The 22,387-nt window shown below is 70.1% G+C and carries 22 protein-coding genes; 4 read left to right on the top strand and 18 right to left on the bottom strand.

Features of this window, described 5'->3' with window-relative positions:
- Positions 1 to 20: 20 nt before the first annotated feature.
- The 16 genes from ispG to OG303_RS10450 form a co-directional block, all read right to left on the bottom strand.
- A complete protein-coding gene (ispG, locus tag OG303_RS10375) occupies positions 21 to 1,196 on the bottom strand; it encodes a flavodoxin-dependent (E)-4-hydroxy-3-methylbut-2-enyl-diphosphate synthase (protein ID WP_405867106.1) in 1,176 nt (391 codons plus the stop codon).
- A gap of 4 nt (positions 1,197 to 1,200) precedes the next feature.
- Positions 1,201 to 2,223 carry an adenosyl-hopene transferase HpnH gene (hpnH, locus tag OG303_RS10380; RefSeq protein WP_405877167.1) on the bottom strand — a complete coding sequence of 341 codons (1,023 nt, stop codon included), beginning with the start codon at positions 2,221 to 2,223 and terminating at the stop codon, positions 1,201 to 1,203.
- Between the two features lie 5 nt (positions 2,224 to 2,228).
- Positions 2,229 to 2,870, bottom strand: coding sequence for a 1-hydroxy-2-methyl-2-butenyl 4-diphosphate reductase (locus OG303_RS10385; protein ID WP_405867108.1), 642 nt, complete (start codon positions 2,868 to 2,870; stop codon positions 2,229 to 2,231).
- Positions 2,870 to 4,876: a squalene--hopene cyclase gene (gene shc / locus OG303_RS10390; protein ID WP_405867110.1), complete on the bottom strand. Its 2,007-nt coding sequence runs from the start codon at positions 4,874 to 4,876 to the stop codon at positions 2,870 to 2,872. The genes OG303_RS10385 and shc overlap by 1 nt, the downstream gene beginning before the upstream one ends.
- A 120-nt stretch (positions 4,877 to 4,996) precedes the next feature.
- The gene (locus tag OG303_RS10395) at positions 4,997 to 6,124 is read right to left on the bottom strand and encodes a polyprenyl synthetase family protein (protein ID WP_405867112.1); all 1,128 of its coding nucleotides are present in this window, start codon (positions 6,122 to 6,124) and stop codon (positions 4,997 to 4,999) included.
- On the bottom strand, positions 6,124 to 7,554 hold the full coding sequence (gene hpnE, locus OG303_RS10400) for a hydroxysqualene dehydroxylase HpnE (RefSeq protein WP_405867114.1): 1,431 nt from the start codon (positions 7,552 to 7,554) through the stop codon (positions 6,124 to 6,126). The genes OG303_RS10395 and hpnE overlap by 1 nt, the downstream gene beginning before the upstream one ends.
- Positions 7,551 to 7,688, bottom strand: coding sequence for a DUF6380 family protein (locus OG303_RS10405; RefSeq protein WP_405867116.1), 138 nt, complete (start codon positions 7,686 to 7,688; stop codon positions 7,551 to 7,553). The genes hpnE and OG303_RS10405 overlap by 4 nt, the downstream gene beginning before the upstream one ends.
- A complete protein-coding gene (gene hpnD, locus OG303_RS10410; protein WP_405867118.1) occupies positions 7,688 to 8,638 on the bottom strand; it encodes a presqualene diphosphate synthase HpnD in 951 nt (316 codons plus the stop codon). The genes OG303_RS10405 and hpnD overlap by 1 nt, the downstream gene beginning before the upstream one ends.
- On the bottom strand, positions 8,635 to 9,537 hold the full coding sequence (gene hpnC, locus OG303_RS10415) for a squalene synthase HpnC (RefSeq protein ID WP_405867120.1): 903 nt from the start codon (positions 9,535 to 9,537) through the stop codon (positions 8,635 to 8,637). Before hpnC ends, hpnD begins: the two co-directional genes overlap by 4 nt.
- Before the next feature lie 390 nt (positions 9,538 to 9,927).
- The gene (locus tag OG303_RS10420; RefSeq protein ID WP_405877169.1) at positions 9,928 to 10,725 is read right to left on the bottom strand and encodes an ABC transporter ATP-binding protein; all 798 of its coding nucleotides are present in this window, start codon (positions 10,723 to 10,725) and stop codon (positions 9,928 to 9,930) included.
- 31 nt (positions 10,726 to 10,756) lie between these two features.
- Positions 10,757 to 11,686 (bottom strand): ABC transporter permease, encoded by a 930-nt coding sequence (locus tag OG303_RS10425; RefSeq protein ID WP_405867122.1) that lies wholly within the window; start codon positions 11,684 to 11,686, stop codon positions 10,757 to 10,759.
- A gap of 96 nt (positions 11,687 to 11,782) precedes the next feature.
- Positions 11,783 to 12,655: a glycosyltransferase family 2 protein gene (locus tag OG303_RS10430; protein ID WP_405877171.1), complete on the bottom strand. Its 873-nt coding sequence runs from the start codon at positions 12,653 to 12,655 to the stop codon at positions 11,783 to 11,785.
- Between the two features lie 5 nt (positions 12,656 to 12,660).
- Complete coding sequence (locus OG303_RS10435; RefSeq protein ID WP_405867124.1) at positions 12,661 to 13,440, bottom strand: CDP-alcohol phosphatidyltransferase family protein; 780 nt, start codon at positions 13,438 to 13,440, stop codon at positions 12,661 to 12,663.
- The gene (locus OG303_RS10440) at positions 13,418 to 14,479 is read right to left on the bottom strand and encodes an iron-containing alcohol dehydrogenase family protein (RefSeq protein WP_405867126.1); all 1,062 of its coding nucleotides are present in this window, start codon (positions 14,477 to 14,479) and stop codon (positions 13,418 to 13,420) included. The genes OG303_RS10435 and OG303_RS10440 overlap by 23 nt, the downstream gene beginning before the upstream one ends.
- The gene (locus OG303_RS10445; protein WP_405867128.1) at positions 14,467 to 15,219 is read right to left on the bottom strand and encodes a sugar phosphate nucleotidyltransferase; all 753 of its coding nucleotides are present in this window, start codon (positions 15,217 to 15,219) and stop codon (positions 14,467 to 14,469) included. Before OG303_RS10445 ends, OG303_RS10440 begins: the two co-directional genes overlap by 13 nt.
- Positions 15,216 to 17,003 (bottom strand): DUF5941 domain-containing protein, encoded by a 1,788-nt coding sequence (locus OG303_RS10450; RefSeq protein ID WP_405867130.1) that lies wholly within the window; start codon positions 17,001 to 17,003, stop codon positions 15,216 to 15,218. The genes OG303_RS10445 and OG303_RS10450 overlap by 4 nt, the downstream gene beginning before the upstream one ends.
- 279 nt (positions 17,004 to 17,282) lie before the next feature.
- Between OG303_RS10450 and galE the strand changes: the two genes are divergently transcribed.
- The 3 genes from galE (at position 17,283) to idi (ending at position 20,190) form a co-directional block, all read left to right on the top strand.
- The gene (galE, locus tag OG303_RS10455) at positions 17,283 to 18,269 is read left to right on the top strand and encodes a UDP-glucose 4-epimerase GalE (RefSeq protein ID WP_405867132.1); all 987 of its coding nucleotides are present in this window, start codon (positions 17,283 to 17,285) and stop codon (positions 18,267 to 18,269) included.
- A 130-nt stretch (positions 18,270 to 18,399) separates the two neighbouring features.
- Positions 18,400 to 19,341, top strand: a complete 942-nt coding sequence (locus OG303_RS10460; RefSeq protein ID WP_405867134.1) for a cation diffusion facilitator family transporter — start codon at positions 18,400 to 18,402, stop codon at positions 19,339 to 19,341.
- 255 nt (positions 19,342 to 19,596) lie between these two features.
- On the top strand, positions 19,597 to 20,190 hold the full coding sequence (idi, locus tag OG303_RS10465) for an isopentenyl-diphosphate Delta-isomerase (protein ID WP_405867136.1): 594 nt from the start codon (positions 19,597 to 19,599) through the stop codon (positions 20,188 to 20,190).
- 3 nt (positions 20,191 to 20,193) lie between these two features.
- On the opposite strand, the gene OG303_RS10470 is transcribed toward idi, so the two are convergent.
- Positions 20,194 to 20,703, bottom strand: coding sequence for an ATP-binding protein (locus OG303_RS10470; RefSeq protein WP_405877173.1), 510 nt, complete (start codon positions 20,701 to 20,703; stop codon positions 20,194 to 20,196).
- Positions 20,704 to 21,013: 310 nt separating this feature from the next.
- On the opposite strand from OG303_RS10470, the gene OG303_RS10475 reads away from it, so the two are divergent.
- On the top strand, positions 21,014 to 21,763 hold the full coding sequence (locus OG303_RS10475) for an enoyl-CoA hydratase/isomerase family protein (protein WP_405867138.1): 750 nt from the start codon (positions 21,014 to 21,016) through the stop codon (positions 21,761 to 21,763).
- On the opposite strand, the gene OG303_RS10480 is transcribed toward OG303_RS10475, so the two are convergent.
- A complete protein-coding gene (locus OG303_RS10480) occupies positions 21,750 to 22,385 on the bottom strand; it encodes a DJ-1/PfpI family protein (protein ID WP_405867140.1) in 636 nt (211 codons plus the stop codon). The genes OG303_RS10475 and OG303_RS10480 overlap by 14 nt on opposite strands.
- Positions 22,386 to 22,387 lie beyond the last annotated feature (2 nt).

A 22,387-nucleotide genomic window follows, 5' to 3' on the forward strand; every position in this document is an offset into this window, starting at 1 on the left:
CTCTCGGTCCGTGCCTCGCTTCAGCTCACCGTCACTGCCGGTTTGCCCGTGACGGTGGGGGCGCCCGATGCGGCCCCGTCCTGTTCCATCTGCTCGGCGATCTTCATCGCCTCGTCGATGAGGGTCTCCACGATCTTCGACTCGGGGACGGTCTTGATGACCTCGCCCTTGACGAAGATCTGGCCCTTGCCGTTGCCGGAGGCGACCCCCAGATCCGCCTCCCGTGCCTCGCCCGGGCCGTTGACCACACAGCCCATGACCGCGACCCGCAAGGGGACTTCCATGCCCTCGAGGCCTGCCGTGACCTCGTCGGCCAGCTTGTAGACGTCGACCTGGGCGCGGCCGCACGACGGGCAGGAGACGATCTCCAGCCGCCGCTGCTTGAGGTTCAGCGACTCCAGGATCTGGAGGCCGACCTTGACCTCCTCGGCGGGCGGGGCGCTCAGCGAGACCCGGATCGTGTCGCCGATGCCCTGCGAGAGCAGTGCCCCGAAGGCTACGGCCGACTTGATCGTGCCCTGGAAGGCCGGACCGGCCTCGGTCACCCCGAGGTGGAGCGGGTAGTCGCACTGCGCCGCGAGCTGCTTGTACGCCTCGATCATCACGACCGGGTCGTTGTGCTTGACCGAGATCTTGATGTCCCGGAAGCCGTGCTCCTCGAAGAGCGACGCCTCCCACAGCGCGCTCTCGACGAGGGCTTCCGGGGTCGCCTTCCCGTACTTCTGCAGCAGCCGCTTGTCGAGCGAGCCCGCGTTGACCCCGATCCGGATCGGCGTGCCGTGATCCTTCGCGGCCCGCGCGATCTCCTTCACCTTGTCGTCGAACTGCTTGATGTTGCCGGGGTTGACCCGCACCGCCGCGCAGCCGGCCTCGATCGCCGCGAACACGTACTTCGGCTGGAAGTGGATGTCCGCGATCACCGGGATCTGCGACTTGCGGGCGATGGTCGCGAGCGCGTCCGCGTCGTCCTGCGTGGGACAGGCCACGCGGACGATCTGGCAGCCGGACGCGGTGAGTTCCGCGATCTGCTGCAGGGTGGCTCCGATGTCGGAGGTACGGGTCGTCGTCATCGACTGCACCGACACCGGGGCCCCGCCCCCGACCGCCACCGGCCCGACGTGGATCTGCCGCGACACGCGCCGCTCGGCGATCGGACGGGCCGGTACCTCGGGGACGCCCAAGGAGATGGCGGTCATCGTGTCACTCCCGGTTTCCGGAGACCGTCTCGCGCATGGCGCGCAGGGACTCCTTCAGGGACCCCATGGTGGCGAGGACGGCGGTGGGCTCGTAGCCGCAGTGCGCCATGCAGTTGGCGCAGCGCGGGTCCTTGCCGCGGCCGTACTTGTCCCAGTCGGTGTCCTCGATCAGCTCGCGGTAGGTCGGCACGTACCCGTCGCTCATCAGGTAGCAGGGGCGCTGCCAGCCGAAGAGCGAGTAGTTCGGGATCGCCCACGCCGTGCACGGGAAGTCGACCTTGCCCTCGAGGAAGTCGAGGAACAGGGGCGAGTGGTTGAGCCGCCACTTCTTGCGGTTGCCGCCCGCGAAGGCCTTCTTGAACAGCTCTCGGGTCTGCTCGACGCCCAGGAAGTGCTCCTGGTCGGGCGCCTTCTCGTAGGCGTAGGCGGGCGAGATCATCATCTCGTCGACGTGCAGGTCGTCATTGAGGAAGTTGAGCACCTCGATGATGGTCTGCGGAGTGTCGGTGTTGAAGAAGGTCGAGTTGGTGGTGACCCGGAAGCCGCGCTTCTTGGCCTCCTTGATGGCCTCCACGGCCTCGTCGAACACACCCTCCTTCGCCACGGACTCGTCGTGCCGCTCGCGCAGCCCGTCGATGTGCACGGCGAAGGCGAAGTAGGGAGAGGGCTTGAACTTGTCCATCTTCTTGCGCAGCAGCATGGCGTTGGTGCAGAGGAAGACGTACTTCTTCTTGGCCACCAACTGCCGTGCGATCTCGTCGATCTGGGGGTGCATCAGGGGTTCGCCGCCGGCGATGGACACCATCGGCGCACCGGATTCGAGCACCGCCCCGACAGCCTGCGCGACCGGCATGCGCTGCTTGAGCACGCCTGCCGGGTGCTGGATCTTGCCGCAGCCCTCGCACTTCAGGTTGCATGCGAAGAGGGGTTCCAGTTCCACGATCAGCGGGAACTTGTCCCGCTTGCGGAGCTTCTGTTCAGCCAAGTACGTAGCAACCTTGATGGACTGACGCAGCGGCATGGCCATCTGGCTCACCTCCTGGGGAGCAGCAAGGAACGGTGCCATTCGAAGAAAGCTGGAAGAACGGAACGAAGGACGCGGAAAGCTGATATTCCACCGCGCACCGTGCCGATCCGGACGAGTTCATGTTCAGGAGCGTCCACGACCACTCGGACGGCCGCAACCGGGCGCTCGCCGGTGCGAACGGCGCTCAGGAGCGTCGCAGCGGATTCCATGTCGACCGCGATTGCGCCGGTCGCGAGCAGATCCGACCGTTCGTGACCGCGCACGACGTGATCGGAGCCGGTGACGGGGCCGGTGTGGACGGTGCGCCCGGGCACGGCCCGCGCGAGCTCCTTGACGAGTAGGTCGGTCGCGAAGCAGGGAACGGTTCCGTCCGGATCCCGGGTCTCCTCGGCGACGACCAGATCGCCGGGGTGCATACCGGGAGCGAGCCCGGCGCAGAAGCCGGTGGCGAGCACGGCGGCCTCGCGCAGGGCCGGGTCGGTCAGGGCCCGGGTGACGGACCGCTCGGCCGCCTTGGGCCCCATGCCGGTACGCACGATGGTGACCGGCCCGCCGGCCCCGCCGCGGTCGCCCGTGCGCAGGGCAAGGTGCTCGATGCCGAGCGCGCAGGCGATCAGCAGCGGGGCCGGAGCGGGCTGTGTGCTCATCAACCCCCCTTGACCACGGCGAGCGGTTTTTTGGCGAAGGGCTCTCCGTGCACGTACCGGCCGAGTGCGGTGAGCGGGAACACCTGCCGGTAGAGGTGGTAGTTGATCGAGAAGTCCCAGGGGAAGCCGGTCCCGGTGAAGTACGGCTCGTCCCAGGAACCGTCCTCGAGCTGGGTGGCCGCGAGCCACTCGACACCGCGCTCGACGGCCTTGGAGTCCTTCTCGCCCGCCGCCAGCAGGGCCATCAGCGCCCAGGCCGTCTGCGAGGCGGTGGAGGCGCCGCGGCCGCTCCACTCCTTGACGTACTTGTACGAACGCAGGTCCTCGCCCCAGCCGCCGTCGTCGTTCTGGACCGACTCCAGCCAGGTCACGGCCCGCCGGATCGCGGGGTGCGAACCGGGGAATCCGGCCGCGACGAGGGCGGGTACGACGGATCCGGTGCCGTAGACGTAGTTGACGCCCCAGCGCCCGAACCACGAGCCGTCCGGCTCCTGTTCGGCGAGCAGCCACTCGATGCCGCGCCGGGTGCGCGGGTCGTGGGAAAGCCCCTCGACCGCCAGCATCTCCACCACATGGGCCGTCACGTCCGCGGACGGCGGGTCGATGACCTCGCCGAAGTCGCAGAACGGCAGCCGGTTGGGGAACGGGCTGGTGTTGTCGACGTCGAAGGCGCCCCACGCCCCGTTCTTCGACTGCATCCCGAGGTTCCAGCGCACCCCGCGCCCGATCGCCTTCTCCAGCCGCTCCGGGTCGTGGTGGCTGACGCGGCGCAGCGCGAGGACCACCTCGGCGGTGTCGTCGATGTCGGGGTAGTTGTCGTTGTGGAACTCGAACGCCCAGCCGCCGGGCGGCAGTTGGGGCCGCTTGACCGCCCAGTCGCCGGGCCGGACGATCTCCTCGCCGAGCATCCAGTCCGCCGCCTTGACGAGCTGGGGGTGATCTGCGGGCACGCCCGCGTCGGCGAGCGCGATGGTGGCGAGGCACGTGTCCCACACCGGTGACTGACAGGCCTCGATCATCCGGGCGCCGTCCTCGCGCCACACGGCGAAACGGTCCAGCGAGGCCAACCCCTCGCGCATCACCGGGTGTTCGAGGTCGTAGCCCAGCAGGTACAGCGCGATCACCGAGTACACGGCGGGCGGCTGAATGCCGCCCCAGCAGCCGTCGTTCTCCTGCCGCTCGATGATCCAGCGGGCGGCGGAGTTCATGGCCGCCTTGCGCAGCTTTCGCGGCGCGACCTTGCGCAGCTGGTGCAGCGCCTTGTCGAGGCGCTCGAAGACACCGTCCCAACTCGCCACCGGGGCAAGGGGCTTGGGCGGGTTCGGGTGGTCCGGGTCGGTGTGCAGCTCGTCGAGCGGAAAGGGCGCGGGCCGTACCGGCCGCTTCGCGGACACGACGGTCAACGGCACGATCGTCTGCCGGGCCCAGCACCCGAAGTCGTAGATGTTGAGCGGCATCCACTTCGGGAAGTAGATGAGTTCCGGCGGGAGTTCGGGCAGGTCCTCCCACTTCCACCAGCCGAACAGGGCGAGCCAGATCCGGGTGAAGACGCGGGCCGAGGCGACGCCGCCCTGCTCGCGGATCCACTCCGAGGCCTTCGCCATGTGCGGTGCGTCGGGTGTGTCGCCGGCCAGGCGCAGGGCGACGTACGCCTCGATGGTGGTGGAGAGTTCGCCCGGTCCGCCGTAGAAGCTGGCCCAGGTGCCGTCCTCGCGCTGCTCGCCGCGGACGAACAGGGCGGTGGCCTGCGCGGTGGCCTCGTCGAGGATCCCCAGGAACTGCCGTAGGAGCAGGTCCTCGGCGTCCATCGTCACGTTGGTCTCGAGGTCGCCCTTCCACCAGCCCTGGGCGTCCTGCTGGGAGAGCAGGAAGTCGGTGGAACGTTGTGTGGCGCGTACGGCGGCATCGCGTACCCCCGCCGCCACGGGGGTGGTGCTGTCGGTTTCGCTGGCCGAGGCAGCGCGGGGCGGGAGAGCCCCGGTGCTTCCGTCGGTCGTCGCTGTCATGGCTTCCCCTTCGTGCAGTGTGCAAGTGGTGCTCTGCTGTGGGTCCGCCGTCGGCCGGTGCTCTTCCTTTCCTCGCAGCACCGGCCGGCGACTACGCGAGGGCTATTCGACCGATAGTGATCATCTCTTTCGTACGACGACGAAGTCGGCGAGCGCCGTGAACTGAGCCCGCACCCGGTCGGGCATGTCGATGGCGTCGAGGGCACCGATGGCGATGGTGTGCTGGCGGCGCGCCTCCTGGGCCGTCCACTCACGGCCGCCGGCCTTCTCGATGAGGTCGGCCCGGGCCGCGAACTCCTCTTCGGAGAAGTTCTCGAAGTCGCTGCTCTTGGCGTCGGCGGCGAGCAGCTCGCCGAGCCGCTCGGCGGCGGGGCCGTCCGCCGCGAGCGCGGCCACGACCGGCAGGGACTTCTTGCGCTGACGCAGGTCGCTCCAGGTCTGCTTGCCGGTGGAGACCGGGTCGCCCCAGATGCCGAGGAGGTCGTCGACGGCCTGGAAGGCGAGGCCCAGGTGGTAGCCGTACTTCTCCAGGGTGTCGGCGGTGCGGTCGTCCGCGCCGCCGAGCACCGCGCCGATGGAGCTGGCGCAGGCGAGCAGGGCGCCGGTCTTGTTGCCCTCCATCTCCAGGCACTCCTCGACGCTGACACGGTCGCGGTGCTCGTAGGAGATGTCCTGCGCCTGGCCGTCGATGAGGGCGCGGGTGGCGGTGGTCAGGCGGCGGGTGGCGCGGCCGGCCTCGACGGTGCCGAGTTCCAGCAGGATCTCGTTGGCGAGAGCGAACAGGGCGTCGCCGACGAGGATCGCCTGGGCGGGGCCGTGCACCTTCCAGACGGTGTCGCGGTGGCGGCGCTGCTCGTCGCCGTCCATCAGGTCGTCGTGCAGGAGTGAGAAGTTGTGGACGAGCTCGACGGCCACGGCGCCGGGGATGCCGACCTCGGGAGCGGCGCCGGTGACCTCGGCCGAGAGCACCGCGAGGGCGGGGCGAACGGCCTTGCCGCCATCGCCGTCGGCGGGGTTGCCCTCGGCGTCGATCCAGCCGAAGTGGTAGGCGGAAACGGTGTCCATGGGAGGGGCCAGGCGGTCGACGGCCGCCCGCAGTACCGGTGTGGCAAGGGTCCGGCCGCGCTCCAGGAGCGCGGTCACGTCCACCGCGTCGGCAGCCGTCTCGGCCGGGGGCACAGTGGGCACAGTCTCTCCTCTTGTTGCGGTACCGGGGGTGCGGGGGCCTGCCGCGTGCTGATCGAGCATCAGGCCGCCTCCTCGAACTCGAAGAGATGGCGGGGGCGGGGCCGGCCCAGGGCGCTCAGCGCGGCGTCCGCCGCACTCACGCCACTGCGGACCGCACTCTCCATGGTCGCGGGCCACCCGGTGGCGGTCCACGCTCCGGCCAGGTACAGGCCGGGAGCTTTGGTGCGGGCGCCGGGCCGCAGCCGTCCGACGCCTGGGGCGGGAGCGAACGTCGCCGTGCGCTCCCTGGTCACGAAGAAGTCCTTGACCTCGGCACCGCGGGTGCCGGGCAGCAGTCGTTCCAGTTCGGGCAGGTAGCGCTCGCGCAGCGCGGCGACCGGTTCCTCGATCTCGTCGTGGGCGGCCGACTGCGACAGCGCCAGGTACTGGCCCTCGCGCAGGCCGGACGCGTCGGTGCGGTCGAAGACCCACTGCACGGGGGTGCCGAGGGCCGCGAAGAACGGCTGGTTCAGCACCTTCCGGTCATAGACGACGTGCACGTTGAGGATCGGCGCGGTGCCGATGTCGAGCAGCTGGTCAGGGGCGTCGAGGGCGCCCGCGGGCAGAAGATCGTGGGCCTCGCGTTGGGGTACGGCGAGGACGACGGCGTCCGCCCGGAGGGTCTCGCCGGGAACCTGAACGCTCCAACGCCCGTTCTCGTCAGTAGAGATGGAGGTGACGCGTGTACGGACCTCGGTACGCACGCCCGCGGAGTCGAGCGCCTTGTGGGCGAGCCGGTCATGCAGTTCGCCCAGCGGGACGCGCGCCCATCCGATGTCGGCCGCGCCCGGTTCGGACAGCAGACCGGTCTTGAACACCATCGCGGCGAGCCCCAGCGAGGAGTCGCCCGCGACCGCGTTGAGGGTGGCGACCCCGACCAGGTCCCACAGGGCCTCGACGGCACGCGCCGACTGACCGTGGGCGGTCAGCCAGCTGCCGAAGTTCTGGGTGTCCAGGTTCGGATCGGCGAGGTCGAGCCCCTTGAGCGCGAGCGCGGCACGCCCCACTCTGGCCCGCTCGGCGAGCGAGAGATGCGGGTACGTGGCGAGGCTGCGCCCCAGATGCAGAGGCACCGGCAGCGCGTCGCGCCGCAGGCGGCCGAGCCGCCGCCCCTCGGGCTTGTCGACGTCGAGTACGGGCACGTCGAGACGATCCTGCAGCGGCGCCAGCGCCGTTCCCTCGATACGGTCGAGGAACCAGCGGTAGGCGGTGCAGCAGCGCAGGTACACATGCTGTCCGTTGTCGACGGTCAGTTCGCCGCGCTGGAAGGAGAAGGCCAGGCCACCGAGTCTCGGCCGGCCCTCGATCAGGGTGACGCGCACTCCGGCGTCGGCGAGCGCGAGCGCGGCGGTGATGCCGGCGAGCCCGCCGCCGATCACGACGGCGTCCCTTCCGGAACGCCCCGCCGGATCCGCGAGCGGCTCGTCGGACCGCGTGCCGTCGTCGCTCATCGTGCGCCCTCCCCTGCGCGACTGCCGTGGTTGAACCGTGCACGGCAGACCGTTGCAGTCAGGGACGCCGTCCCCGTCCGGAGGGTTGCGTGCCGCTTTTCGCCAGTGGCATCACCTTGGACCGTTTTGTCCATCAGGCGCGCCTCCTGACGGTCCTCCGCGTCACATGCCGCGCATCCAGGCCGGACAGGCCGCGGACGGCGACATACGCCTTCTCCCGCCCGGGCAGCGAGACCCGGCCGCGCAGCACGGCCTCCGGGTCGCGCTCGATGCGGTCGAGCAGGCGGCGGTAGATGCCGGCCATCGCGGCGACGCAGGCGCCGCTGCGCCGGTCGAGCATGGGCAGCAGCCGATAGCCCTCGGCGAAAAGAGCGCGGGCCCGTCGCACTTCGAAGTGCACGAGGCCCGCGAAGTCGGAGCCGTCCGGCGGGGTCGGCCCGCTGAACCCGGCCGAGCACCCGAATTTCGCGAGGTCGTCGGCGGGCAGATAGGTACGGCCGCCCTCGGCGTCCTCGCGGACGTCTCTGAGGATGTTGGTGAGCTGCAGCGCGAGCCCCAGCGTGTCGGCGTACTCCGGGGCACGCTCGGCGCCGCGCGCCCCCGGTTCCGTGCCGAACACGCCGAGCGAGAGCCGCCCGATGGCGCCCGCGACACAGCGGCAGTAGACCTTCAGGTCGTCCCAGGTCTCGTACGTCTCACCGCGCACGTCCATCAGCACGCCGTCGATGAGCTCGTCCAGACCGTCGAGCGGGATCGGGAAGGTGTCGGCGGCATGGGTCAGGGCGACCGCCACCGGGTCGATGTCGTCCTCGGCGACCGAGCCGTCGCGCACCCGGGTCAGCAGCGCCCTGGTGTCCTCGAGTCTTGCCGCCTTGACCTCGTCGGCCAGCGCGCCGTCGCCGATGTCGTCGACGCGCCTGGAGAACGCGTAGAGCGCCGACATCGCGCGGCGCTTGGACGTCGGCAGCAACCTGATGCCGTACGCGAAGTTACGGGCCTGCTGTCCGGTGACGGCCTCGCAGTAGCTGTAGGCGGCGAGTACCGGTGCGGACACGTGTTGTTCCGACTCCACGGTCCGGATCACCCCTCTCCTCGCAGAGTCACGCCCACCTCGCGCAGCAGCTGTACCTTGCCGGGCTTGGGCGGGCCGGGAAGTACGTCGTATTCCGCGGCGGCGATCGCACGGATCGCCGCCCTTCCCCCCGCCACGAACCCCGCGAGCAGCAGCTTCAACCTGCCGTGGACGCTACCCACCAAGGGGGCGCCTTCATTCAGGAGATCGCCGGCGCGTTGTGCTTCGTATGCAACCAGTGCGCGCAACGATGCGCCCGCGGTGGACGTGGCGAGATCCGCCTCTTGAACATGGAACTGCTTCATGTCCTCGGCGGGCAGATAGATGCGGTCGCGGCCGAGGTCCTCGGCGACGTCCTGCAGGTGTTCGACGATCTGAAGCGCCGTGCAGATCGCGTCCGAGAGCCGGACGCGTTCGGGGGTCGAGGTGCCGGTCACGGAGAGGACCAGGCGGCCGACGGGGTTGGCCGACAGTTCGCAGTAGGCGAGCAGGTCGTCGTAGGTCTCGTACCGGCTGACGAGCTGGTCCTGGCGGTTGGCGGCGATCAGGCCGAGGAAGGGCTCGGGGGTGAGCGCATGGCGCGCGACGGTCGGCTGGAGGCGGCGCAGGATCGGGTGGCGCGGGGTCGAGTCGAAGACCCGGTTCAGGTCGGTTTCGAAGGCGTCCAGGAGCAGCAGCCGGTCCTCGGCCTCCTCGGGCGACACGCCGAGCAGACGGGCGTCGGCGCCGCCGGGGGCCAGGTCGCCGTCGCCGATGTCGTCGACGAGGCGGGCGAAGCCGTACACGGCCATGAGGTCGGCGCGCCAGGCTTTGGGCAGGAAGAAAGGCGCCACGGGGAAGTTCTCGCCCGCGGCCTTGTCGAGCGTGCTGCGCTCCGGATCAACGGCGTGCGACGTGCCGGTTCCCGTCACCGGTGACCGCCCGGGGCAGCGGGGACGGCACGTGCTGCGTTCAGCTGGGGAGTTTCCGTAGCCATTGCCGTCACATCTCCCGTTCTACACTGCCGACGCAATGCATACTATTTCGGACACGCCGCCCGGCTGTCCGCGCGACGGTCCCCGTTGAGGGTGTCGCGCATTATCGCCCCACTTGCCGCGTTTCGGGACCGGTACAGCTTACGTTGTACAACGCAGCGAGGTTCCCTGGGGTGTCCTGCACATCACAACAACACACCGATTGGCGTCAAGATTCCTTGGGCGAAACCGAGTTGACGTTTCCTTTGCAGACGCGGGGCCCCACCGAAGCAGTTCCGGTGGGGCCCCGCGAAGCGTGCTGGGCCTGTCTGCCCATATCGCAGTGGACTACTTGCCCGTGAACTTCTCGTACTCCTTGAGGACCTCTTCGGTGGGCCCGTCCATGCGCAGCTCGCCGCGTTCCAGCCACAAAACGCGGTCGCAGGTGTCCCGGATCGACTTGTTGTTGTGACTGACGAGGAACACGGTGCCGGCTTCCTTGCGCAGCTCACGGATGCGTTCCTCGGAGCGCTTCTGGAACTTGCGGTCACCGGTGGCGAGGGCCTCGTCGATCATCAGCACGTCGTGATCCTTGGCCGCGGCGATGGAAAAGCGCAGGCGGGCCGCCATGCCGGAGGAGTAGGTGCGCATCGGGAGGGTGATGAAGTCGCCCTTCTCGTTGATGCCCGAGAAGTCGACGATCTCCTGGTAGCGCTCCCTGATCTGCTCGCGGGTCATCCCCATCGCGAGCCCGCCCAATATGACGTTGCGCTCGCCCGTCAGGTCGTTCATCAAAGCCGCGTTCACGCCCAGCAGCGAGGGCTGGCCGTTGGTGTAGACGCGGCCCTTCTCCGCCGGGAGCAGGCCGGCGATGGCGCGCAGCAGGGTCGACTTGCCGGAGCCGTTGGATCCGATCAGGCCGATGGCCTCGCCGCGGTAGGAGACGAAGGAGACGCCCTTGACGGCGTGCACCTTGCGCACGCCGCGCGCCGTGTCGTCGGAGCCTCGCTTGACGATGCGGCTGAGGGCGGCGGTGGCGCTGCCCTTGCCGGTCTTCGCGCCGTGGACGCGGTAGACGATGTGCAGTTCGTCGGCGATGACGGTGGGGATCCGCTCGCCGGTCTGCTGGTCGATCGGCTGATCGATCTGCTCGTCGATCTGCTGGTCGGTCTGCTGCTCAGCCACGGCCGTACCTCTCCTCCGCCTTCCAGAAGTACACGAAGCCGCCGAGGGCGATGAGCAGGGCCCAGCCGCCCGCGGCCGCCCAGACGTGGTCGGGGAGGTTCTCCGCGTCGTAACCCTCGATCAGCGCGAAGCGCATCAGGTCCATGTAGATGGAGGCCGGGTTCCACTGCAGGACCGTCGCCACCCACTGCGGCTTGTCGGCCAGCATGATCGGGATGGAGAACATCACGCCGGACGCGTACATCCACGTCCGCATGATGAAAGGCATCAGCTGGGCCAGGTCCGGGGTCTTGGCGCCCGCGCGGGCCATGATCAGCGCCAGGCCTGTGTTGAAGAGGAACTGCAGCGCGAGAATCGGGACGATCAGCGCCCAGGACAGGTCCGGATAGCTGCCGAAGCCGATCGCGACGGCGAACAGCACGATCATCGAGAACAGCAGCTGCTGGAGCTGCTGCAGCGCGAAGGAGATCGGCAGCGAGGCGCGCGGGAAGTGCAGCGCGCGGACCAGGCCGAGGTTGCCGGAGATCGCGCGTACGCCCGCCATCACCGAGCTCTGCGTGAAGGTGAACACGAAGACGCCCGTGACCAGGAACGGGATGTACACCTCCTTCGACATGCCCCGGCTGGCGTTCAGGATGACGCCGAAGATGAAGAAGTACACGGCCGCGTTCAGCAGCGGCGTCGCGACCTGCCACAGCTGGCCGAGCTTGGCCTGGCTGTACTGGGCGGTCAGCTTCGCGCGGGAGAAGGCGAGGATGAAGTGACGCCGGTCCCAGAGCTGGCGGACGTACTCGACGAGGGACGGCCGGGCACCGCTCACGGTCAGCCCGTACTTGGTGGCGAGTTGCCCCGCCCCGAGGCCCTCGTCGGGCGACACGGAGGCGCTGAGGGCGACCGTGCCGTCGTGTGTTGTCTCACTCACTAGTGGAAACTTTCGTCTTCGAGATGCGCAGCCTGTACGGGCATGGCATGAGCCTGGGACCCCGGTGGGGCCCGATTGCTCTCAGGAACGAGCTTGTCAGATCACCGGAGGCCGGCCCAGTCGAGTCAGCCGCCACACCGTACGCCACTTCATGGGCCTGCGCGGCCCGCACGGAGTGGTCCAGCCTTCCCGGAACCCGCCGAACCATGCTTTCAGGGCGGGCCGCGAGGGGCGGCGGACGAGGGTGAGCAGCAGCCAGACGCCGAGGTAGACCGGAACCAGGAGCGCCGGGAGGTTGCGGCGGGCCAGCCAGACGCGGTTGCGGGCGACCATGCGGTGGTAGACCGCGTGCCGCGAGGGTGCGGTCGTCGGGTGGTACAGCACCATGTCGGACCGGTAGTCGATCATCCAGCCCGCGTCGAGGGCACGCCATGCGAGGTCGGTTTCCTCGTGGGCGTAGAAGAATTCGTCCGGGAGCCCGCCGACTTCGGCGAAGACCTTCGTACGGACCGCGTTGGCGCCGCCGAGGAAGGTGGTGACCCGGGAGGAGCGCATCGGGTCGGCGGCCCGCAGCCGCGGGACGTGGCGGCGCTGGGTGACCCCCGTCTCGGGGTCGGCGATACGGAAGCTGATGATGCCGAGCTTCGGGTCCGCCTCGAAGGCCTGGCGGCACAGCTCGGCGGTGTCGTGCTGGGCGAGGAGCCCGTCGTCGTCGAGGAACATCAATATGTCGACGTCGCGGCCGCTGGGGCCGAAGGCTTCCATGCCGACGTTGCGACCGCCGGGGATGCCGAGGTTCTCGGGCAGCTCGATCGTACGGACGCCTTCGGGGACGTCCGGGACGGGCGAGCCGTTGCCGACGACGACCGCCTCGACCTTGTCGCCGTCCTGCTTGGCGACCGAGTCGAGCAGGGCCCTGAGTTCGTCGGGGCGGTTGCCCATCGTGATGATCACCGCGCCGACCTTCATGCCGCTCACTTCAGCCTGCTGGAGGCGAGGATGGACACGAGGTGCAGCAGCGTCTGCAGGAGCGCGATGCCGGCCAGCACCGCGACGCCGAGCCGTGTGAAGAAGAGGTCGCCGCGCATCTGGTCCACGATCGCCAGGACCAGGATCAGCAGGGACGCCTCGATGCCGAGGACCAGCCGGTGGAACTTGAACGCGGCGGCGGCCCGGCGGGCCAGCGCCATGCCCGAGGAGCGCATCTCGGCGGCGGCCTCCTGGACGGGCGGCTTCCCGGCCTGGTGCCGGGCGACGCCGACCAGGTCGGTCTCCGCCTTGATCAGGATGGCTCCGAGCGCGGCCAGGGTGCCGAGGAAGGCCCACAGCCAGTCGATACGGCCGCTGCCCCACGGATCGGCGGCGCGCAGCCCGAAGCCGACCAGCACGGCGGCGTCGGTGAGGTAGGCGCCGACGCGGTCGAGGTAGACCCCGTTCAGCGAGTACTGCTTCTTCCAGCGCGCGATCTCGCCGTCGACGCAGTCCAGCAGCAGATACATCTGGACGCACACCACGCCCAGCACCGCGCCCGCGATCCCCGGCACCAGCAGGGCCGGGGCCGCGAGCACGCCGAAGACGGTCATCAGGTACGTGAGCTGGTTGGGCGTGACCCTGGTGTTCACCAGGTAGCGGTCGACCCGCAGGGACACCTCACGCATGTAGAGGCGTCCCATCCAGTGCTCACCGCTTCGCCGGTCCTTGACCCCTGCGGGGTGGACGACCGGGCGGAGTTCAGCTACCGATGGCCTTGACATAGTCGGCGTAGATGTCCTTGATCTGGTCGGTCTTGAGGTCGAGATGTTCGATGATCGTGTAGCGGCCGGGCCGGGTCTGGGGAGCGAACTCCACGACGCGGACGAACTCGTCCACGGTGAAGCCGATCTCCTCCGGCAGTACCGGCAGCCCGTGCCGGCGCAGCACCTCTGCCATGTACGCCGACTCCTCGTGGGCGCCGCGCAGGTACATCGCGAAGGCCGCGCCGAGTCCGCACTGCTCGCCGTGGGCGGCAGCACGCTTGGGGAACAGCAGGTCGAAGGCGTGGTTGATCTCGTGGCAGGAGCCCGAGGCGGGGCGTGAGTCGCCCGAGATCGACATCGCGACGCCCGTGAGGACCAGGGCCTCGGCGAGCACCTGGAGGAAGCGGTTGTCCCCGACGCCGCCCGGGTGCCGCAGCACCGCCTCGCCGGCCTGGCGGGCCATGGCGGCCGCGAGCCCGTCGATCTTCTCGCCCTTGACACGGTTCGCGAGCTCCCAGTCCGCGATCGCGTTGATGTTGGAGATCGCGTCGCCGATGCCCGCGCGCACGAAGCGCACCGGCGCCTCGCGGATGACGTCGAGGTCGATGACGGCCGCTATCGGGTTGGGCACACCGTAGGAACCGCGGCCCGCGTCGTTGTCGAGGGTCGCGACCGGCGAGCACAGGCCGTCGTGCGCGAGGTTCGTCGGTACGGCGACCAGCGGCAGGCCGATGCGCGCCGCGGCGAACTTGGCACAGTCGATGATCTTGCCGCCGCCGAGGCCCACGACCGCGTCGTAGTGCCCGGCCTTCATGTCACCGGCCAGTCGGATCGCGTCGTCGAGGGTGCCGCCGCCGACCTCGTACCAGGTGGCGCCCGGCAGGGTCGGCTCGAGCCGGCGGCGCAGCTTGGCGCCGGAGCCGCCGCTGACCGCTACGGCGAGCTTCCCGGACTGCGAGATCCGCTCGTCGGCCAGCACGCACGCCAGGTCGTCGAGGGCACCCGGGCGGATGTCCACGACGAGCGGCGAAGGAATCAGCCTCGTCAGTACTGGCACGCGATCTCCCGTCCCTTGGCCAGATCGTCGTGGTTGTCGATCTCGACCCACTTGACGTCGCCGATCGGCGCCACGTCGATCCGGAAGCCGCGGTTCACGAGTTCCTGGTACCCGTGCTCGTAGAACTGCTGCGGGTCGGTCTCCCAGACCGCCTTGAGGGCGTCGGCCAGTTCGGGTGCCGCGTCGCCCTCGATGAGGGTGACGCCGATGTACTCGCCGGTGGCCTCGGCCGGGTCCATCAGCTTGGTGATCTTCGTCATCCCCTGCGCGGGGTCGACGACGACCTTCATCTCCTCGTCCGCCAGGTTCTTCACCGTGTCCAGGGCGAGGATGATCTTCCTGCCCTCGCCGCGGGCGGCGAGCAGCGTCCTCTCGACGGAGACCGGGTGCACGGTGTCGCCGTTGGCGAGGATCACGCCGTCCTTGAGGGCGTCACGGCCGCACCACAGGGAGTAGGCGTTGTTCCACTCCTCGGCCTTGTCGTTGTCGATGAGGGTGAGCTTGAGGCCGTACTTCTGCTCCAGGGCGGCCTTGCGCTCGTACACGGCCTCCTTGCGGTAGCCGACGATGATCGCGACCTCGGTCAGACCGATCTCGGCGAAGTTGCCGAGCGTCAGGTCCAGGACCGTCGGTTCGCCCTCTATGCCCGCGGGCCCCACCGGCACCAGAGCCTTGGGCAGGCTGTCGGTGTAGGGGCGCAGACGCCGTCCGGCGCCGGCCGCCAGCACGAGGCCGATCATGCGGGTTCTCCTTCATCGTGTACGGCGGGCGCCCCAGCGGACACCCAGAAGCGGATGCTCTCCACGAGCACCAGCAGGGCCACGGCCACGGCGAGCACCGTGAGCGCGACCGTGAACTGCGACGCGGTGAGCGCGGCGGCGAGAACGGTGACGAGCAGCGTCCGCCCGTCGTGCCCCCCGATGGCGCGCACCAGCCAGGCCGGGGGCGCTCCGGCGTTGCCGCGGATGCGGTACACCGTGTCGTAGTGATGGTAGGCGACGGCCGCCACCAGGCCGAAAGCCGCAGGAAGGGCTCCGTTCACGTCCGCTTTGGCTGCGAGTACGAGGACGGTGCCGTATTCGGCGAACCGGAACAGCGGCGGGACCAGCCAGTCGAGGGCGCCCTTGAGGGGGCGGTGCAGCGCCTGGCCGGCCGCGAACGTGTAGACGACGGCACCCGCGACGGGCGCCCAGGTCACGCCGGAGAAGAGGGCGACGGCCAGGACTGCCGTGCCGCCCAGCGCCACCAGCAGCGGGGCTCCGAGAGGGGCGCGCGACACACGCGCCGTGAGTCCGGCCAGGGGTCCGTTGTCCGCGAGGTCCGCCAGCGCCTGCGCCGCCCGGTCGGTGCGCCGGGCCTTGCGGGTCAGCGACCGCAGCACGCGGCCCGCCGTCGTGTACGTCGCCGCGAAGGCGCAGCCGATCAACAGGACGTAGAAGGTGATGCGGGGAGTCGTCACCGCGGTCAGGACGGCGATCATCGCCCAGCGCTCGCCGATCGGGAGCACGATCATGCGCCGTACCCACACCGTCCAGCCGACGCTGTCCAGCTTGTCCGAAAGGGCCGCTGTGGGGCTGGTGTTGGCGGTGGCGTCGTGGTTCGCCTCGTTGAAGGAGAAGTCGACGACGTGCCGGCAGGTCTGCAGGATCATCGCGCCGAGGGCGAGGGCCCATACGTCGTCGCCACCGCGGGCCGCTCCGAGGGCGAGGCCGGCGTAGTAGGCGTACTCCTTGGCCCGGTCGAAGGTGGCGTCGAGCCAGGCGCCGAGCGTGGAGTACTGCAGGGAGTAGCGGGCCAACTGGCCGTCGGTGCAGTCCAGGACGAAGGACGCGATGAGCAGGACGCCGGCCGCGACGAAGCCGAGGCGGGTGCCGGTGGCCGCGCAACCCGCCGCGATCAGCGCGGTGAGCAGGGAGGCGGTGGTGACCTGGTTCGGAGTCAGGCCCCGGCGGGCACACCAGCGGGCGATGTAGCGGGAGTACGGGCTGATGCAGAACGTGGTGAAGAAGCCGTCACGGGACTTCACGGCCGACTTCAGGCGTACGGCCTCGTCGTCGACGGCGGCGACCGCCTGCCGTGCCTCGTTGCGGGCCTGCGGGTCGGCCGGAACTTCGGCCACCAGGCTGCCCAGTTCGGGGCGGTGGACGTCGGTGCCGTCGGCGTCGAGGGCGGTGACTATGCGGTCGGCGAGGCTGTCGACGGCGACCGCGGTGCCGCCGCCCGCCGAGTTCTCGCGAGCCATCGCGCGGGTCAGCGCCTGGCGGCCGGCCGGCTGGGCCGTGAGGGCGCCGGAGACCGCGGCGAGCGGGAAGCGGGGGTCGGTGAGGCCGAGGCGCAGTGCGTGCACGTGGCCCACGAAGCGGGAGTCGACCACGGCGACCCGCTGGTCGCCGGGGACCTGGGCGAGGAGCGTCTCGGCGTCGACGGCGTCGGAGGCGACCCGTACGTCGTAGCCGAGGGACCGCAGATCGCCCTCGATCGACGATCCGGGGACCGGCTGACCGGTGAGGATGGCGGTCGACAACCGAACTCACTCCCTGGGTGCCGACGCGCTGGCGCCGGTCATGTGCACGATGGGGGCGCCCCTTGGCTGCACCAGGCGGGCGGCATGTCGGCAGAGGCTATCGGATGCTCGGAGAGCTCCGTTCACCGCCCGTTCACGGACTGATCAACGCCGTCTCCACTGGCCTTTGCCGCGATCATCATGGGTGATTCGACGTCCCGCCCACAAACCGCGCTGCCCAGATCACGGCATCCCGGACATTGGGGATCGCCTCACGATGTCGACATAGGGTGGGCGACCATGACATGGCTGATCACAGGCGGAGCGGGATACATCGGGGCCCATGTGGCGCGGGCCATGACCGACGCCGGGGAGCGCGTCGTCGCGCTGGACGACCTCTCGGCCGGATTCCCCGCGCGACTGCCGGCGGACGTGCCGCTCGTCGAGGGCTCGTCGCTCGAGGGCGACCTGCTGAAACGGGTCTTCGGCCAGTACGGGGTGACCGGCGTCGTCCACCTCGCGGCGCGCAAGCAGGTCGGCGAGTCCGTGGCGCAGCCCGCCCGCTACTACCGGGAGAACGTCGGCGGTCTCGCGACGCTCCTCGATGCGGTCGCCGAGGCCGGGATCAGGAAGTTCCTGTTCTCCTCGTCCGCGGCCGTCTACGGCAACCCGGACGTCGACCTGATCACGGAGGACACCCCGTGCGCGCCGGTGAACCCGTACGGCGAGACCAAGCTCACCGGCGAGTGGCTGGTGCGGGCGGCGGGCAGAGCGCACGGCATCTCGACGGTCTGCCTGCGCTACTTCAACGTGGCGGGCGCGGCCGCACCGGAGCTGGCCGACACGGGCGTCTTCAACATCGTCCCCATGATCTTCGACCGGCTCACCCGTGACGAGGCCCCGCGGATCTTCGGCGCCGACTATCCGACGCCGGACGGCACCTGCATCCGCGACTACATCCACGTCGCCGACCTCGCTGAGGCGCATCTGGCGGCGGCGCGCAGGCTGGGCAAGAACGCGAGCGGCGATCTGACCGTGAACATCGGCCGGGGCGAGGGCGTCTCCGTGCGCGAGCTGGTCACGGTCATCGCCGAGGTCACCGGCGACCGCCGCCCGCCCCTCGTCGAGGCCCGCCGCCCCGGGGACGCGCCCCGTGCGGTCGCGTCCGCCGCCCGGGCCACCGAGGAGCTGGGCTGGACGGCCCGGCGCGGGGTGCGCGAGATGGTCGAGTCGGCATGGCAGGGCTGGCTGCTGCACCACGGAGAGCAACGGCCGGAAAGCAACTGAGGGTGCCCTGACCTGCATATCGTTTCCGCAGGTCAGGGCACATGACAACGGTGTTCAGTGCCGCGTTGCTCAATACCCCCCACCCGTAGTTCACTGTGATCCCGGGACGGAATACAGGAGGGCGGCTGTCATGGGGGCTGGGCACGATCACGGGCACTCGCACGCGCATGCGCCGCCCACCGGTACGGCCGCGCAGGCGTACCGCGGGCGGCTGCGCGTAGCGCTGTCGATCACGCTCACCGTCATGGTGGTCGAGATCGTCGGCGGCATGCTCGCGGACTCGCTCGCACTGATCGCGGACGCCGCCCACATGGCGACCGACGCGCTCGGCCTCGGCATGGCACTCCTCGCCATCCACTTCGCGAACCGCCCGCCGACCGGCAACCGCACCTTCGGGTACGCCCGCGCCGAGATCCTCGCCGCGCTCGCCAACTGCCTGCTGCTGCTCGGCGTCGGCGGCTATGTCCTGTACGAGGCGATCCAGCGGTTCGTCACGCCGGCCGACACCGAGGGCGGGCTGACCATCGTGTTCGGTCTGATCGGCCTGGTCGCGAACATGATCTCGCTGACGCTGCTGGTGCGCGGCCAGTCGGAGAGCCTGAACGTGCGCGGGGCGTTCCTGGAGGTGGCGGCGGACGCGCTCGGTTCGCTCGCCGTGATCGTCTCGGCGCTGGTGATCCTCGCCACAGGCTGGCAGGCCGCCGACCCCATCGCCTCGCTCGTCATCGGCCTGATGATCGTGCCGCGCACCTGGAAGCTGCTGCGCGAGACCCTGGACGTCCTGCTGGAGTCGGCCCCCAGGGACGTCGACATGGCGGACGTACGCGCGCACATCCTGGGTCTGGACGGCGTCGAGGACGTCCACGACCTGCACGCGTGGACGATCACGTCCGGGATGCCGGTGCTGTCGGCGCACGTGGTCGTGCGCTCCGACGTCCTCAGTGCGATCGGCCACGAGAAGATGCTGCACGAGCTCCAGGAGTGCCTGGGCGACCACTTCGACGTGGCGCACTGCACCTTCCAGCTGGAACCGGGCGGGCACGCGGAACACGAGGCGAAGCTGTGCCATTGAGACAACTGAGGCGCCCCCTGGCCGGAATGCAGCCGTCCGGCGCGACCCTGCGTCGTTAAGCCTCACAGCGCTGCCCGGACGGTTCCCCGCCGATCGCACCGGGCACGATCAACCACCGGGCCCCTCTTCCGGTCTCCTACCGGTGACGGCCGTGGCCCGCGCCGCGCGCGGGACATGCGGTCGTGCCGTGAAGTGCCGGGAGTGCCGGTTTCGTACGGCAGACTTGGGGCGCGAAGACCGATGTGAAGGATGGGTATGCCGATCACACCTGCCACCGCGACGCACAGTCCGTCGAACGGCACCGCAGACGCGATTTTGCTGGAACTGGTCGACGAGAACGGCGTCACGATCGGCACCGCGGAGAAGCTCGCCGCCCACCAGCCGCCGGGGCAGTTGCACCGCGCCTTCTCCGTCTTCCTCTTCGACGAGCGCGGCCGGCTGCTGCTGCAGCAGCGGGCGCTGGGCAAGTACCACTCCCCCGGCGTGTGGTCCAACACCTGCTGCGGTCACCCCTACCCCGGCGAGGCGCCCTTCGCGGCGGCGGCCCGGCGGACGTACGAGGAGCTGGGCGTGTCCCCGTCGCTGCTCGCCGAGGCGGGCACGGTCCGCTACAACCACCCCGACCCGGACTCCGGCCTGGTCGAGCAGGAGTACAACCACCTGTTCGTCGGCCTGGTGCAGTCCGCGCTGCGGCCGGACCCGGAGGAGGTCGGCACGACGGCCTTCGTGACCCCCGCGGAACTCGCGGAGCGGCACGCGCAGGACACCTTCTCGTCGTGGTTCATGACCGTGCTGGACGCGGCCCGTCCGGCGGTCAAGGAGCTGACGGGTCCCTCGGCCGGCTGGTGACGGTCAGGGCACGCGTACGGGTTTGAGCGGCAGGGCGGCCCAGATCACCTTGCCGCCGCTCGCCGTGTGCTCGACGTCGCAGACACCGCCCGCCTCCCGGGTGACCTCGCTCACCAGAAGCAGCCCCCGGCCGCCGGTCTGGCCGTGGTCGGCCTCCAGGGCGGTCGGGCGGTAGGGGTGGTTGTCCTCCACGGACACCCGCACCCACTCGGCGCCGACGGCGACCTCCACCGCGAGTGTCGGTGACAGCAGCGCGGCATGCCTTACGGCGTTGGTGACCAGCTCCGAGACGATCAGCAGCAGGCTGTGGACGAGGTCCTCGGAGACGGGCACCCCTTGGCGGTACAGCAGGTCCCGCACGGCGTGTCGCGCCTGCGGGACGGAGGCGTCGACGGCGGGAGCGGTGAACCGCCAGACACCTTCGTACGGCAGCGGCTCGGCCGGCCCCGGGTCGCCGGGCTCGTCGGCGCCGCCCTCTGGGCGTGGGTCGGTCCCCCGCCCGTGGTTCTCCATCGTCCGGTCGCCACCCTTGCGCTCGATTGTCACCACACGTCGAGTGTTGGTAACGATCCGCTGTGCCCCGGATGACTGAACACAAGTCAGCGGATATCGAGCACTTATGACCGTTGGCGTATGACACGGTCAGTTGTGGGACTACTCCTGCCCCCTTCAGCCGACTTCGCGAACTTTTCGGGTTGTACGGGTTTGACGGCCTTCTCGTCCGATTCATCCCGCGCGTCGCCCTGGGCGTGGTGCAGCGCGGGCGGGCAGTAGCAGCCGACTACTTGATCACGCGGTCGGCAGGGCGGCTAGCATCCGGCTCATGGAGCCCCAGCTGCTGCACGGTGTCACCGACTCGGTCGCCACCGTCGTCATCCACCACCCGGCCAAGCGCAACGCCATGACGGCCGCGATGTGGGCCGCGCTGCCGCCGCTGCTCGACACCCTCGCGGCCGACCCGGACGTACGGGCGCTGGTGCTGACCGGGGAGGGCGGGACGTTCTGCGCGGGGGCCGACATCTCCACGCTGCGAGGGTCGCCGGAGGAGGCGCAGGGGCTCGCGGTGCGCGCCGAGGAGGCCCTTGCCGCCTTCCCGAAGCCGACGCTGGCCGCGGTCCGCGGGCACTGCGTCGGTGGCGGGTCGCAGCTGGCGGCGGCCTGTGATCTGCGGTTCGCCGAGGAGGGGTCGCTGTTCGGGGTGACGCCGGCGAAGCTCGGGATCGTGTATCCGGCGTCCTCCACCAGGAGGTTGGTGTCGCTGGTGGGTCCGGCCGCCGCGAAGTACCTGCTGTTCTCCGGCGAGTTGGTCGACGCGGAGCGGGCGCTGCGCACCGGACTGGTGGACGAGGTGCTGCCCGAGGGCGAACTCGCCAAGCGGGTCGCGGAGTTCGCCCGGATCCTGGTGTCCCGCTCGCAGCTCACCCAGGCCGCGGCGAAGGAGTTCGCGAACGGGCGCACCGACCGGGACGCCTACTGGACTCAGCAGGCGCGCGGCAGCGGCGACACCGCGGAGGGGGTCGCCGCCTTCCTGGAGCGCAGGCAGCCGCGCTTCGGCTGGACTACGTCAGGATGAAGCGGCTCCTGGAGCGGCACTCCGCAACCAGGCGTGCGGGCGCCTTCTCCGGAGAGCCCGCGTCGTAGGGCGGCTGCGGGTCGTACTCGGTCAACAGCTGGACGGCCTGGGCGTGTTCGTCGCCGGCGATCCTGCCGAGCAGGGTCAGGCCCATGTCGATGCCGGAGGAGACACCGGCCGCGGTGACGTACTTGCCGTCGGAGACCATCCGCTCCCCGGTGGGCTCGGCGCCGAACTGCTTCAGGAAGTCCAGGGCCAGCCAGTGCGAGGTGGCACGCCGGCCCTCGAGCAGGCCGGCCGCGGCGAGCAGCAGGGAGCCCGTGCACACGGACGTCGTCCAGGTGCTGGTCGCGTCGGCGGTGCGCAGCCAGTCCAGGAGGACGGTGTTCTCCATCTGCGGGGTCTGGCCGGGGCCGCCCGGCACGACCACGATGTCGGGGGCGGTCACCTCGGCCAGCGTCCGGTCGGCGACCAGGGCGAGGTTGCCGGACTCGTTGCGGACGGGGCCGGTCCGCTCGGCGACGAAGACGGTCTCCGCGTCCGGGAGGCGCCCGAGGGTCTCGTACGGGCCGACGGCGTCGAGGGCGGTGAAGCGGTCGAAGAGCACGATGGCGATCTGCATCG

Origin of the sequence: Streptomyces sp. NBC_00005, assembly GCF_045160215.1 — a bacterium.
Taxonomy (GTDB): Bacteria; Actinomycetota; Actinomycetes; order Streptomycetales; family Streptomycetaceae; genus Streptomyces.

Bases quoted from the DNA above. Each gene is read 5' to 3' on its own strand.
- OG303_RS10435 (WP_405867124.1), bottom strand. From the start codon at position 13,440: ATGTCAAGGCCATCGGTAGCTGAACTCCGCCCGGTCGTCCACCCCGCA.
- idi (WP_405867136.1), top strand. From the start codon at position 19,597: ATGCCGATCACACCTGCCACCGCGACGCACAGTCCGTCGAACGGCACC.
- ispG (WP_405867106.1), bottom strand. From the start codon at position 1,196: ATGACCGCCATCTCCTTGGGCGTCCCCGAGGTACCGGCCCGTCCGATC.
- OG303_RS10430 (WP_405877171.1), bottom strand. From the start codon at position 12,655: ATGAAGGTCGGCGCGGTGATCATCACGATGGGCAACCGCCCCGACGAA.
- hpnH (WP_405877167.1), bottom strand. From the start codon at position 2,223: ATGGCCATGCCGCTGCGTCAGTCCATCAAGGTTGCTACGTACTTGGCT.
- OG303_RS10385 (WP_405867108.1), bottom strand. From the start codon at position 2,870: ATGAGCACACAGCCCGCTCCGGCCCCGCTGCTGATCGCCTGCGCGCTC.
- OG303_RS10475 (WP_405867138.1), top strand. From the start codon at position 21,014: ATGGAGCCCCAGCTGCTGCACGGTGTCACCGACTCGGTCGCCACCGTC.
- OG303_RS10480 (WP_405867140.1), bottom strand. From the start codon at position 22,385: ATGCAGATCGCCATCGTGCTCTTCGACCGCTTCACCGCCCTCGACGCC.
- OG303_RS10445 (WP_405867128.1), bottom strand. From the start codon at position 15,219: ATGATCGGCCTCGTGCTGGCGGCCGGCGCCGGACGGCGTCTGCGCCCC.
- OG303_RS10405 (WP_405867116.1), bottom strand. From the start codon at position 7,688: ATGGACAAAACGGTCCAAGGTGATGCCACTGGCGAAAAGCGGCACGCA.
- OG303_RS10395 (WP_405867112.1), bottom strand. From the start codon at position 6,124: ATGCTCGATCAGCACGCGGCAGGCCCCCGCACCCCCGGTACCGCAACA.
- OG303_RS10460 (WP_405867134.1), top strand. From the start codon at position 18,400: ATGGGGGCTGGGCACGATCACGGGCACTCGCACGCGCATGCGCCGCCC.
- hpnE (WP_405867114.1), bottom strand. From the start codon at position 7,554: ATGAGCGACGACGGCACGCGGTCCGACGAGCCGCTCGCGGATCCGGCG.
- OG303_RS10470 (WP_405877173.1), bottom strand. From the start codon at position 20,703: ATGGAGAACCACGGGCGGGGGACCGACCCACGCCCAGAGGGCGGCGCC.
- shc (WP_405867110.1), bottom strand. From the start codon at position 4,876: ATGACAGCGACGACCGACGGAAGCACCGGGGCTCTCCCGCCCCGCGCT.
- galE (WP_405867132.1), top strand. From the start codon at position 17,283: ATGACATGGCTGATCACAGGCGGAGCGGGATACATCGGGGCCCATGTG.